The organism is Acinetobacter sp. V89_4, from assembly GCF_029967875.1.
GTDB lineage: Bacteria > Pseudomonadota > Gammaproteobacteria > Pseudomonadales > Moraxellaceae > Acinetobacter > Acinetobacter oleivorans.
In genome coordinates, this window is the sequence record NZ_JASCAI010000016.1 from 104775 (window position 1) to 117202 (window position 12428).

At 40.4% G+C, this 12428-nt stretch carries 13 protein-coding genes; all 13 read right to left on the reverse strand.

From position 1 onward, the window contains the following. Nucleotides 1–16: 16 nt before the first annotated feature. Nucleotides 17–2332, reverse strand: a complete 2316-nt coding sequence (locus QLG01_RS04815) for a hypothetical protein (protein ID WP_282495945.1) — start codon at nucleotides 2330–2332, stop codon at nucleotides 17–19. Further along, complete coding sequence (locus QLG01_RS04820) at nucleotides 2307–2936, reverse strand: outer membrane lipoprotein carrier protein LolA (RefSeq protein WP_005302277.1); 630 nt, start codon at nucleotides 2934–2936, stop codon at nucleotides 2307–2309. Before QLG01_RS04820 ends, QLG01_RS04815 begins: the two co-directional genes overlap by 26 nt. Further along, nucleotides 2936–3364, reverse strand: a complete 429-nt coding sequence (locus QLG01_RS04825; RefSeq protein WP_003654902.1) for an acyl-CoA thioesterase — start codon at nucleotides 3362–3364, stop codon at nucleotides 2936–2938. Before QLG01_RS04825 ends, QLG01_RS04820 begins: the two co-directional genes overlap by 1 nt. A gap of 9 nt (nucleotides 3365–3373) precedes the next feature. Then, complete coding sequence (locus QLG01_RS04830) at nucleotides 3374–4909, reverse strand: aromatic amino acid ammonia-lyase (RefSeq protein WP_282495946.1); 1536 nt, start codon at nucleotides 4907–4909, stop codon at nucleotides 3374–3376. 1 nt (nucleotide 4910) lies between these two features. After that, entirely contained in the window at nucleotides 4911–5837 is a 927-nt protein-coding gene (locus QLG01_RS04835; RefSeq protein ID WP_282495947.1) for an acyltransferase, read from the reverse strand. A 2-nt stretch (nucleotides 5838–5839) separates the two neighbouring features. Beyond that, the gene (locus QLG01_RS04840) at nucleotides 5840–6580 is read right to left on the reverse strand and encodes a glycosyltransferase family 2 protein (RefSeq protein WP_282495948.1); all 741 of its coding nucleotides are present in this window, start codon (nucleotides 6578–6580) and stop codon (nucleotides 5840–5842) included. Nucleotides 6581–6582: 2 nt separating this feature from the next. Continuing rightward, complete coding sequence (locus QLG01_RS04845) at nucleotides 6583–8241, reverse strand: AMP-binding protein (RefSeq protein WP_282495949.1); 1659 nt, start codon at nucleotides 8239–8241, stop codon at nucleotides 6583–6585. A gap of 9 nt (nucleotides 8242–8250) precedes the next feature. Further along, nucleotides 8251–8805 carry a septation protein IspZ gene (locus tag QLG01_RS04850; RefSeq protein ID WP_282495950.1) on the reverse strand — a complete coding sequence of 185 codons (555 nt, stop codon included), beginning with the start codon at nucleotides 8803–8805 and terminating at the stop codon, nucleotides 8251–8253. Continuing rightward, entirely contained in the window at nucleotides 8802–9056 is a 255-nt protein-coding gene (locus tag QLG01_RS04855; RefSeq protein WP_080649511.1) for an acyl carrier protein, read from the reverse strand. Before QLG01_RS04855 ends, QLG01_RS04850 begins: the two co-directional genes overlap by 4 nt. Before the next feature lie 5 nt (nucleotides 9057–9061). Beyond that, nucleotides 9062–9322, reverse strand: a complete 261-nt coding sequence (locus QLG01_RS04860) for a phosphopantetheine-binding protein (RefSeq protein ID WP_000067033.1) — start codon at nucleotides 9320–9322, stop codon at nucleotides 9062–9064. Nucleotide 9323: 1 nt separating this feature from the next. After that, nucleotides 9324–10127, reverse strand: a complete 804-nt coding sequence (locus QLG01_RS04865) for a lysophospholipid acyltransferase family protein (protein WP_267531151.1) — start codon at nucleotides 10125–10127, stop codon at nucleotides 9324–9326. Then, a complete protein-coding gene (locus QLG01_RS04870) occupies nucleotides 10112–10726 on the reverse strand; it encodes a beta-ketoacyl synthase chain length factor (RefSeq protein WP_151988840.1) in 615 nt (204 codons plus the stop codon). Before QLG01_RS04870 ends, QLG01_RS04865 begins: the two co-directional genes overlap by 16 nt. A 197-nt stretch (nucleotides 10727–10923) precedes the next feature. Next, on the reverse strand, nucleotides 10924–12333 hold the full coding sequence (der, locus tag QLG01_RS04875; protein ID WP_004794708.1) for a ribosome biogenesis GTPase Der: 1410 nt from the start codon (nucleotides 12331–12333) through the stop codon (nucleotides 10924–10926). Between the last annotated feature and the right edge of the window lie 95 nt (nucleotides 12334–12428).

Below are 12428 nucleotides of genomic sequence, written 5' to 3' on the forward strand. Positions count from 1 at the left end.
TTTTAATTTATTCAAATTATGAATGGTCTTGTAAATTTACAATATGTTTTTCATCTGCGGGGGTTAACAAAGTCGCATAGATAAATGAGAAAATAACCCCCAATAAAACCGTTAAACCAAAACAATGAATTGCATAAGTATGGCTAAATGAAAGTAATCCAAAGCCAAGTAAGGTCGACATCATACATAAAAATAATGCCATTCCAACTACTTGTGGGTGATCATGTCCATGTCGGTAGAAAATTGCATAGTCGACACCAATCCCAATAATCAGGAAAGTCGCCATAATACTAAACAGGTTAATCTCCACACCTAACCATGCCTGAATAGCAAAAGTACTCAGTAATGCCAAGCTGACTGGCAGGACCAAAGGCACAATCGAACTTAATCCATAAATAAGCGCCAAACCAACTGCCAGACCAATTAAGGCATAAATCAGAAGATGTTGAGCCTGCACTCGATGTTCAGCAAACATTTGCGACATTTCGGTAATCGGTTGTTGGAAATGTATATGCTCATTCTGAAGCTGCTTTAACACTTCAGGCTGTTTTGCCCCTGTCACCATCACTAATCGTTCATTGGCTTGAGGTTGTAAAAAAGCTAAAGGGTGATCTTTAAATACCGAAAAATCTAATAACGGTTGTGTCGCCAGTTGCTGTTGCCATTGTAAAACATCATTAACATTTAGCCCCATGCTTTGTGCATATTGCAGCAAAGTCTCTTTAGGAATATTTCTTAATAGTTGTAGATTATTTTGCTGCTCTGCCAATGGTGGAATCCATTGTCCCAAAGCTTGAAATGCACTGATTTCCCCTTGTGACTGTAACTGTTGCAAATGTCCAATCAGTCGCTGCTCTTGTTGCTGCATTTCATTTGCCGATGCTGCACGCACCACAAAATAATCACTACTTTGTTGCTGGCCAAATTGCTCACGAACCGCTTGGTCTTGCTGTTTTAAGCTCGCGTCCATACCTTGTAAATTACGAATATCATCGTTACTTTTAAGATAGAAAAGACTCGCCGTACCTACTGCTAAAATGATTGCAATCAAGCTATAACGGACTGTGGTTCGTTGCTGAAACCATAACCGTGCGTGTCCAATCCACGATAATGCTTTTATTGCTGGCTGGGCATTGAGTGCAGGTAATCTTGGTAATAGTAAAACACTACTGATCCACGCCGCAGTTAATCCTACAATTGAAAAGACTGCAATCTGCTTGAACCCAGGAAACGGAGTAAAACTCAAAAAGATGTAAGCAACCAATGTGGTCATTAAGCCCATAAACAAACTTGGTAATAGTGGTTTTAAAATTTGAAAACCACCAAGCTTTCTATGCTGCGATTGCATCGCCATAAAATAAAATGAAAAGTCGACACAGACACCAATCAGACTTGCACCAAAGACCAATGTCATCAGGTGAATTTCACTAAACACCCAATGTGTGACCGCAAACGCCACAAAGCTTCCAGTCGAAACTGCAATAAACTCGGTCGCCAAAGGTCGTAGTGAGTGAAAGCCGAACCAAACCAGAAAAATTAAGCCCAGTGTCGAGCCAACACCAATAGTTGATATTTCCTGTTTAGCGGATTGCGTCCCAAAATTTGAAAATAAAATAGTTCCAGTCCAATGAGATTTTAATCCCATTGCAGCTAACTTTTGCTTAGTTTGCTCAATCCAAGTAGAGGTCTGTTCTTGGTAATCAATATTGTATGGGCTTTGCGTCAACTGTAATACGAAAAGCCGAGAGATACCTTGCTCATGATGAATTGTGGCAAAACCCTGCTCCATTTCAATATCTTGTTGCGACGGGGTTGCCAACTGCATGGCATAACGAGGGAACAATAATAGCGGGTCTTGCTTAAGTGACTCAGCAGTGACAGGCATGCCTGGACTCATCATCTGCATCAAACTTTGTTCAGTCAGCGCAGCATAGTCCTTTTTTTGCAATAAGGCTTGATCTTGAGAACTCAACAAGCCTGCGCGATGTTGATACAACTGTTTTGCAAATTGATCAAAATCAAGTTGTGGCTTCAACGGTTGCCACAACTGACTTTGCTTGGCCTGTGCTGTTAAGAAATGAGTCGCTTGTTGTATCTCAGCTTCATCTTTGGCATCTACCACCACAAATACTTTATTGTTGAGTTGCTCATTCATGTACTGCTGGGTACGTGCAAGTTCTGGGTCTTGCTGAACTTTAGGTAATAACGCAAAAATATTAGTTTGAATATGAATATCTTTATTCAGCCACGTCACGCCAAGCCCCACCGCGATCAGTAGCAGAGCAATTAACCAAAGCGCGGTGAACTTATTTTGCCAGTTGGAAAATCGCATGCTCAGCAGCCGTTAGAGTCGTCGGTTGAGAAGTCTGGTGACTAAAGCGGATAGTCGTTAAATTATTCGCTTTCTCGGTAATTACGATTTGGTTGACGTACTGTTGCCCTTGAGCATCAACACGCACAAATAACTTTTTAAACAAGCTACTTTTTGGAGTTAAGCTCATGCTCCAACCCGCTGGACTATAATTCGCACTTACCACATTAAAATTCTTTGCTAGGGCCTGTTCATTACCAGACATAAGCTGTAAGAATAAAGTCGCGACCGAACTATATGGCGATTGATCAACTTGTATTTGGCTAAATGTACGCTGAGTTTTCTGTACCAATTTGGTTGGGGTAACAATCAAATCTGCTTGTACAGGTCGTTTGATTTGCCAGGCTACACCATAAGATTTTGAGAACAACAAAGAGCCGTTCGATATAAAAGTTTTATTCAACGATGGCAATTTTTTTTGCTGTTCAAAATCAGCACGAACCGTAGGAGACTGTGACAATTGCTGAAAAATTTGAGTGATCTGTGTTGGCGCTGCATAGACCGCACTTAAACTGCTCATCCAAACAGCAGCACCTAAACCTAAAGTTTTGATGAATTGAGACATCACGTATTCCTCTTCGGTTGAAACTCAGACCATGCATTCAAGCGATCAAACAAAACCTGTGGCGATTGAAAACACATTTCACGAGCTTCAATATTCACCGCTACCTGTGTGGTATAACCCTTGGTTAAACGTTTTCCTGACTCAGCATCAAAAATCAAATAATCAATTTTCAAACGATTTTCCCATTCTTTTAAAATGGCCCGAACCCGAATCTTTTGTTCAAACTCAATACCGTATGCATAGCGAACATGGCTTTCAATCACAGGCCATGCATAGCCTGATTCTTTCATCTGCATATAGTTGTAATGAAATTGATCGAGCAATTTACAGCGCGCAATCTCAAAATATTTTAAATAGTGTCCATGCCAAACCACATTCATGGTATCGACATCATGAAATGGAATTTCAATGATTACATCTGCATGCATTGGCTCACCTTATCCCATAAATTCTGGTTGATTAAACAGTTCAAGTTGGTCTAAACGATCAACAATCTGTTGTAATTCGGTTTGTAATGGTCGGTCTTCTTCGACAAATGCAAAGCTTTGTAAGGTCCATTGCATAAATGCCTGCAATGTTGGACTTAACTGTGTGGTGAGGCCTTTCAAGTGAATCGCCTGCACACTTGCACAGCACAGCGCTGCAATGACTTGCTGTGTTAAGGTAATTACTCGGCTCGCATCACGCGCAGCAATAGTTCCCATGCTAACTTTGTCTTGGTTATGACATTCGGTTGAACGTGAAAAAATTGAAGCTGCCAAAGTGTTTTTTAAGGCTTCAGCCGTCCACGCCGATACTCCGATTTGTACCGCTTTAAAACCATGATTCAGTGGCAAACGTTCAGCCGTTGCACCCGTTAAATTACGTGGTAAACCATGATTCATTTTATGATCGACTAGTTGTGCAATCTGTCTATCCATCAAGTCAGCAATATTGGCAATCATAATTTTTAAGCTATCCATTGCTTGTGCAATGTGTCCACCGTAAAAATGACCGCCATGCAACACACGCATACCGACTGGATCAATCAATGGATTGTCGTTACTTGAATTCAGTTCATTTTCAATAAACTGACGTAACCATACTTTTGAGTCTTCAAAAACACCAATGATGTGTGGTGCACAGCGCAACGAATAACGGTCTTGCAAGCGTGGACTTTGATGTGCTGTTTGTACTTCACTGTTCAGCCAGTCACGTAATTGCTTGGCAATTTGCTGCTGCCCCGGATGGGGCTTTTGTGCAAATAGTACTTCATCAAAATGACTAGGATTACCTTCCAAAGCCAATACATTTAGAGCAGTAATTAAAGTACCTGCAAGTGCAATTTGCTCTGCTTTTTTATAGTTCAAACAAGCAATCGCCGTCATCACCGCTGTGCCGTTCATGAGCGCCAAACCTTCTTTAGGTCTAAGCGTTAAAGGCAACATATTTTTTTCAGCATAGACTTGAGCAATAGGAACAATTTGCCCATCGACATAGACGTCACGTTCACCGACTAAAGTTCCCGCAATGTAAGATAACGGCGTTAAGTCTCCGCTTGCCCCGACTGAACCTTCAGATGGAATGACTGGAATTACATTTTCATTCAGCAACCAAACTAAGCGTTCCAGCAAAGCGATCGACACGCCTGAATAACCGCGAGCCAATGAACATAAACGTGTCACGACTACTGCACGTGCAGTGATGACATCTAAATTTTCGCCTAAACCACAACCATGAAAGCGTGAAAGATGCAGCGGTAGTTCATTAACCTGATGTAATGGTACTTCAACCAAACATGAGTCACCATAACCCGTGGTCACACCGTAGATAACCCCTTCTTCTTCAAGGAGCTGATCGAGAAAATCAGCACCTTTTTGAATCAGTTCACGCCACTCAGACGTTTCTGGTAAAGCAACCTGACATTCGCCTCTGGCTACGGAAACGACATCTTCAATACTCAGAGGTTGTTCACCTACGGTTAACACACGCATGTTATTTCGTCCAAAAATTATAAAAATTAAACCATTGATAAGGGGCACGCAGACAATGCTGTTCTAGTACGGCAACGTACGTTTTAGTGATGGTTTGCATACTTTCAATACGGTGAGCACGGGGTAAATTGATCTGTTCAGCAATTGAATGAATATGAACTTGAAACTGCTGTTGCACTCGATAGCAAAACACCGCAATAACAGGCACTTTGAGTAAATTTGCTAAAATCCATGCACCTTGTGGGAAAGCTGCTGATTCCCCTAAAAAATCAACATGCTGTACACGATCTGAATGCACAGGAACTCGATCTGCCGCCACAATGACCCACTCACCTTGCTGCATTTTATCTTGCAGCAACATCGCGGTTTCAATACCTAACTCATCAACTGATAAAAGACAGACATCCGCCTTATCATTTAGTTTTTTCAAAAACTCATTAAATTTTGTCGCGTGCTTTTGATAAACCAGCACATTAATTTTCTGCGGATGCTCTGACTTAATAGCTCGAAGCAATTCAATATTGCCAAAGTGAGAGACAACAATAAGAGCGCCTTTTTGATAATGCTGCGAGAAGTTTTCATGTCCAAAAACTTCTAGATTTTGCTCGGAGATATGGCCTAGCCAACCCTCAATCTTATCTAAAATACATTCGCCAAATTGCATGAAATGCGCATAGCTATTTGTCCAATTTGGTTGGTGGCTAAAAGGCGACTGTGATCCAGCAAAATGATGCAGTTTTTGTAAATAAAGTAAGGAAGCCTGTCGTGCAGTGGCAGCAAATAACCAGTACCACATAATAACGAAGTACATCACCAACTTGCATAACCAACGTCCACCAAAACGGTAAAACCACAACACGAGCATAAGGGGCAACATACCGCCTCGCTCTTTAATGTCGTTCCATTTTGGTGAAGCTGAATCTGTCATAATTAACCTTGCAGCTTTTGTTTTAATAGCTTCGGTAAGCGAATCAGCATGCCCATAAACAAAGTTGCATGCGCTTTGCTTAACCCTAAGTTATCTCGCCAAGCATGAAAATGAGAAATACCCTGCTCTGGATAAACCACAGGTGTTGGTACATTAATAAAAGGAGTATTTTCCCATTTTAAACGCACTAAAATTTCACTATCAAAACCCATACGTGGCTGAAATTTAGCACTATTTAAAACATTTATTGTGCTCTCAAGCGGATACACGCGAAACCCACACATGCTGTCTTTAATTTCAAAAGACAAACTATTTAACCAGACCCAAAAATGAGTAATGTAACGGCCATATAAGCGCTTTTTAGGAATAGAGGCATCAAAGTATGGCTGACCAATTACCATTGCATCTGGATGTTGTCGAGACTGCTCAATAAATTTTAGAATGTCATCCCAGCAGTGTTGACCATCTGAATCGAGTTGTAATGCATGGCTTAAACCAAGCTCATAGGCTGCACGTAAACCAGTCATTACGGCTTGTCCCTTACCCTTATTCACCTCATGTTCAATAAGATGAATTTGAGAATATTGCTCTGCCAATCCTTTTAAAATTTGGCTACAAGCATCATCACTTCCATCATTGACCAACACAATCGGTAGATCAAAACTGTCCAGATAAGAAATCAAATCTGCTAAATAATGTGGATGGTTATAAACCGGAACAACAAAACCGTAATTGGTCTGCATTTTTAACCCCCTACTTCCGTTTGCAAAGCAAATAATAGTCGCCCTGAAGCCAGAATCTGTTCTGAATCGCGTAGTTCAAAACTCACCTTGTGATCTTTTCGAGCAAGCTTGAGTTGTACCACGGCATACGGACGAATCAGGTTTTGAAATTTTAACTGCTCATATCCCTGACACCAGCTCAAATCAGACCAAATTGATTTAGCAAAATGTTGTAAAAAGCCAATTTGCCCAACCCCAGGATAAATCGGTTGTGTTGGGAAATGCCCTTTAAAACAAACTAACTCGGGTGGAAATTCCAACTCCCAAATGTAGTCATCTGAATTTTGAGACTGTGACAGCACCACGGGTTGTAACATAGGCTTAAATAGAGTTTTCAAATAATTTTTATTGAGTTTGGACTGAGTGTTTTGTGGTAGCTGACTGAGGAAACGCCATTGACGAGGAATCGCGATCGTTTCCAAGCTGTCTTTTAATTGTTGTTTTAAATGGCTGACAAAAGCGGACTTACCTTGCTGTTGTAATTGCTCACGAGCTTGTTCTTTCAGAACAACAATACAACCCAATATTTGACGTTGCTCATGTTCAAGTACCAATACATGACAGTGTTTTACGACATCTAGAGCCTGAATACTTTGCTCAATCGCATCTAGACTCAAGCGCTTTTCTTCAAGTTTTACAATTCGATCTGTACGCCCCATCAACTTAAAGGTCTGACATGTTGCATCTGTCCATACAGCGCCATCACCTGTGGCAATCCAATCATTCTCAAAGGCGTGATTACTCTTGACCATAAGCTGTTGCTCTTCAATCCGAATAGCCACATTACTAAATGCAATCCAAGCATCTTCATCTTTAGCACGATGGGCAATACCACCAGTTTCCGAACTTCCCAAAACTTCAATAATCGGACGATTTAAGAAAGGGCGAACACCACTTTCTAGCTTGCCACCAGAACTAAAGACCATTTGGCAGTGTTGTAAAATGACATCGGTTGTCCAACGTTTTAATAATGCAGGACTTGAGATCAAATAATTGCTTAATCCCAACGTTTCTAATTGTTTTTGAGCTTGTACCACATCTTCTGGGAATGCCATTTGAGGCACATAAAAACTTCGACCAGTAGCAAGTGGTAGCAGTAATTTAAACAGTAATCCATAAATATGTTGATGACTGACCGTTGCAATCCCGATCGCATGTTCATCAAAACTAAAGCTTTGACTTAACCCTTGGACTTCGTTGAGTAATTGTTTGAGTGTCCTTGGAATTTTTTTAGGTTCACCAGTTGAACCTGATGTATAAAAATAGAGTTGCGCCTGCTCTAAAAAAGCATCGTCTAAGGTTAAAGATGAAGGAACAACTTTTTCAGTATTTTGGCGCTTTAAAAAATAAACCTGCTGTGCTGCAAAATCCTGTTCTAATTCACGCACTCTATTGGGTGGTAAAAGTACTTGTTTTTTCGCTAGCAAAGCAGCAAAGAATAAAACCAGAAATTCATAGCTATCTGCTTCCCATAAAGCCCAAGTTAGATTTTCCATTTGAGCAATTGCAGTAGCTTGTAAGGCCACATCCTGCCAAAAGTAATTAAAACTGGTCGAGTGCAGAGCATCGTCTATACAAAGTGGCTGAGCTGAATCGATGAATTTCTGAAAATGGCAATACATAGTTTTTAATTAATGATTTGAAGAATGTAAACGCTGATGTCGCTTACGCAAAATAAATTCACCAAAGAACAAAATGCCCATCAGCACATAAGAAATAAAGCCATTATAAATGACCCAAACCTGAGTTGAGGTAAAAAGCACAGTGCTTAACGCAATCAGTGCATTACAAAAAAAGAAAACACACCAAACTTTAGTCACCTGTCTGGTCCACTGCACCCCAGAATCAGGTAAATTAGGTTCAACGAGTCGGGCAAAGCGCTCAATCATAGACGGCGGCTTGATGAGTGTCAGCGAAAAAATAATTAATGCGCCTAAACTCATACCAACTGGATATAACTTTAACCACGCATGATTATGTGACAATAAGCTCAGACTGCCACAAACAATAGCAAAACCGGTTAAAGGCCATAATAATGAGTTACCTTTACCAAAAAGTCTGACGACACCCAACCCGATGAGTAATAGGCTTACCCAAATGAATTGACCGTGTGTCAAACTCCAACCCACAATAAAGGGATACAGCACAAAAAGTGCTGTTATTATCCCTTTAAGAATAAACTTCATTCAGCAGTCATGTTCTGAATAACCGTCACAACATCCAGTACGGTTCTCACATTTTTAAAGTCTTCAGGCTTTACTTGCTTACCTGTTAACTCTTTAATTTTTACAACTAAGTCAACCGCATCAATACTGTCGACATCAAGGTCTGAATAAAGGTTCGAATCGAGTTGAACAGACTCCGGTTCAATTTCAAACAAATCTTCCATCCATTCACGGAGTTTAGTTAATACTTGCTCTTGAGATAACATCATCACGCTCCTTATGACTTCTGTTGTGCTTCAACTAAAGCAACCAAACTCTGGATTGATTTAAAATGCTGTTTGGTTTCATCCGACTCTGCATTTAAATGAATGTTGTAACGCTTTTTCAAAGCTAGTCCCAACTCAAGTGCATCAATCGAGTCTAATCCTAAACCTTCTCCAAATAGTGGCGCTTCTGTATCAATATCCGCAATAGTGATATCTTCAAGTGCCAAAACATCAATAATCATTTGCTTTAGTTCATCAGCAAGATTGCTCATTTCAAGATAACTCTTCATCAAAAATTTTATAAAAACTACGACTTAACTGACGAACTTGTTTAGGTCCTACTGTTAAATCGTCTAACAAATCTGATACTTGCACTGCATCTAAAACCTTGACCTCGATATGAAATGGTTGAGATGGTACGTGGTACCATTTTTCATTCTTGGTTAATGTAGATGGTGTGCAGGTAATAATTACTGGACGAATTGGTACATTTGCGCGAATGGCAATATTGGCTGCGCCCCGCTGAAACTCATTTAGGGTCATCCCTTTTTCAGTGCGCGTTCCTTCCGGAAAAATTAAAAGAGAAGCCGCATTGTTTTCTTTTAGACGCTTTACACAGTCTTCAACAAACTGCTGAGAACCTGCATTTAAAATATAGCCTGCGCTTTGTACGGGTCCTTTGGTAAATGGGTTCGACCAAAGAGACTGCTTCACAACACAATTAGCCTGCTGCATCATACCAATTAGTACTACAACATCAATCAAAGTCGGATGATTGGCAATCACCAACTCTTGACGACTATTTTGTAGCTTTTCCAAGCCCTCTACCGAATAAGTCATGATGCCAAGTTTGACCATCATTTCGGTAAAGCCTTTAAAACTATGTTTAATCACATTTTGTGCGCGCTGCTGACGCTTTTCAGAGTCAGAGGTTGTCGCATTTAGTACTGGTGCAATCACTGAGGCAATTGCCATACCACCCAGCCCAAAACTGGCAAAACTAAAACCAGTAGCAGCCACACGCCAGCAATAATTACTTTTTTGCTTGAGGTTCTTAAGATTTAGCATTTGTTCCACCCAAATGCAGATGTTAACTGGTCAGCATCCTGCCAAAAATGAGCAAAAGCAGGAGCATCTGCTTCATCTGTATGCATCCACGCAGTAATTTGTAAATTAGGTTGCTCTAAAGTAACGACAGCAGCCATTGCATAGGCAGGAAAATCGACTGCCTCAGCATAAATATTAGGTAATGGCTCATCATAAGCAACGACTAAGACCCGTTTGATATCAGTCATTGACTTTAAAAGTGCATACGCCTCAATCAAACTTTCAGTCCATGAACAGCTTAAGCTTGTAGAGGGAGTATCATCCTGACATAAAATAGAATAAAGCCCAGAAATTGCATTATGAACAGACGTTGAAAATTGTGTAGGTGATGGAGTTTGTTCATTTAAAACATCTTTTAAGATATTTAAAGTTTTGGCCTCATCACCATATTTTGACACCCAAACAATATAATCGGCTTTATTACCATCTAATGCACCGATCGCGCTATTTAAAGCAAGTTTAGCTAAAGGCGATAACCGTCTACGCTGAATCGCGGGAATGCAGTCGAGAGCTGCGTAGGAGGGCTGAGCATGTGTAAATATAAGCTGAGCAAGATGTAATGTTACCATGCTAAAAAATGAACCCTAAGCCGCGTTATTCTGTCGAAATATAAATTATTTTATAAAGATGCTGATTATAGCATTCGTTATAAAATTTACAAAAAATTACGTTTATTACTCACACTTTTTCATAACTCTTGGCACGTGCTCATTTATTTGCAATAAAAAACCCAAAGAAAACTTTGGGTTTTTGAACGTTAAAAAGCTTAACGATTAAATTTTTTCTCTGCTTTTTTAAATTTCTGAATGTAGCGACGACGACGCGCAGCAGTACGTTCATCAATTTGACTCTTACGACCTTCAAACGGGTTTTCAGAAGTTTTAAAGTCAATACGAACTGGTGTACCTTCAAGTTTATATACTTTACGGAACACGTTTTCTAAGTAACGACGATAATCCGCAGGAGTCTTATCAACCTTATTACCATGGATCACAATCGTTGGTGGGTTTTGTCCCCCCATATGCGCGTAACGCATTTTAATACGTTTTCCACTCACCATTGGCGGTTGATGTGCATCTGTAGCATCATTCAAAATTTGGGTTAATTTCGCAGGTGAAACTTTTAAATGCGATGAGTCATAAGCACGGTGAATAGTTGGGTACATATCCCCTACACCCGTACCATGCAATGCAGAAATAAGGTGTACTTTCGCCCATGGAATAAAGTCAAAACGACGATCAACATCCAATTTACATTGTTTGCGATCATATTCGGTCATGTTATCCCATTTATTAATGGCAATCATCATGGCACGCCCAGCTTCAAGCGCATAACCAATTAAATGTAAATCTTGCTCAACAACCCCTTCACGAGCATCGAGAACTACCACAACCACATGCGCATCTTTAATTGCTTGTAGCGTTTTCACAATTGAGAATTTCTCAATCATTTCTTCTACTTTACCCTTACGACGCACACCAGCTGTGTCAATTAATGTGTATTGACGACCATCACGCTCAAAAGGAATATAAATCGAATCGCGGGTTGTACCAGGTTGGTCAAATGCTACTACACGATCTTCGCCCAGTAATCGATTGACCAAGGTAGATTTACCAACGTTTGGACGGCCAATAATAGCTAAACGTAAACCTGTTGCTTTATCATGTTCTTCTTCACTTTCGTCTTCAGGAACATTCTCAAGAACATCTTCAAGCATTTGCTGCACGCCACGACCATGGCTGGCAGCAACTTGTAAAGGTTCACCCATACCAAGTTTGTAGAATTCAACCAAAGCCGCTTCTGCATGAACTCCATCTACCTTGTTCGCAACAAGATAAATTTTCTTGCCCAAAGTACGTAGTTCACGGGCAATTTGCTCATCTGAAGCCAATAAACCAGCACGAGCATCAACCACAAAAATAATGATATCTGCTTCATTGATTGCTGTTTTTGACTGCTCGGCCATGTAGTTATCAATACCGCCCTCATTTTCACCAATACCGCCAGTATCAACGACAATGAAAGACTTATTCTGATAAGTCGCATCACCATATTTACGGTCACGAGTCAGGCCCGCGAAGTCGGCTACAAGTGCATCACGACTCTTGGTAATCTGGTTAAATAACGTTGATTTTCCGACATTCGGACGACCAATGAGCGCAATAACGGGTTTCATACAATAACCTTAATTCAAGACCAGCCATATCTCATGGCATGAGCATTAAAAACAGTACAGGAGATATATTTTAAGGTCAGAGATGACCATAATAA

What these genes read in the sequence shown, in the direction of transcription:
- QLG01_RS04815 (WP_282495945.1), bottom strand. Translation starts at nt 2,332, where the DNA reads ATGCGATTTTCCAACTGGCAAAATAAGTTCACCGCGCTTTGGTTAATT.
- QLG01_RS04820 (WP_005302277.1), bottom strand. Translation starts at nt 2,936, where the DNA reads ATGTCTCAATTCATCAAAACTTTAGGTTTAGGTGCTGCTGTTTGGATG.
- QLG01_RS04825 (WP_003654902.1), bottom strand. Translation starts at nt 3,364, where the DNA reads ATGCATGCAGATGTAATCATTGAAATTCCATTTCATGATGTCGATACC.
- QLG01_RS04830 (WP_282495946.1), bottom strand. Translation starts at nt 4,909, where the DNA reads ATGCGTGTGTTAACCGTAGGTGAACAACCTCTGAGTATTGAAGATGTC.
- QLG01_RS04835 (WP_282495947.1), bottom strand. Translation starts at nt 5,837, where the DNA reads ATGACAGATTCAGCTTCACCAAAATGGAACGACATTAAAGAGCGAGGC.
- QLG01_RS04840 (WP_282495948.1), bottom strand. Translation starts at nt 6,580, where the DNA reads ATGCAGACCAATTACGGTTTTGTTGTTCCGGTTTATAACCATCCACAT.
- QLG01_RS04845 (WP_282495949.1), bottom strand. Translation starts at nt 8,241, where the DNA reads ATGTATTGCCATTTTCAGAAATTCATCGATTCAGCTCAGCCACTTTGT.
- QLG01_RS04850 (WP_282495950.1), bottom strand. Translation starts at nt 8,805, where the DNA reads ATGAAGTTTATTCTTAAAGGGATAATAACAGCACTTTTTGTGCTGTAT.
- QLG01_RS04860 (WP_000067033.1), bottom strand. Translation starts at nt 9,322, where the DNA reads ATGAGCAATCTTGCTGATGAACTAAAGCAAATGATTATTGATGTTTTG.
- QLG01_RS04870 (WP_151988840.1), bottom strand. Translation starts at nt 10,726, where the DNA reads ATGGTAACATTACATCTTGCTCAGCTTATATTTACACATGCTCAGCCC.
- der (WP_004794708.1), bottom strand. Translation starts at nt 12,333, where the DNA reads ATGAAACCCGTTATTGCGCTCATTGGTCGTCCGAATGTCGGAAAATCA.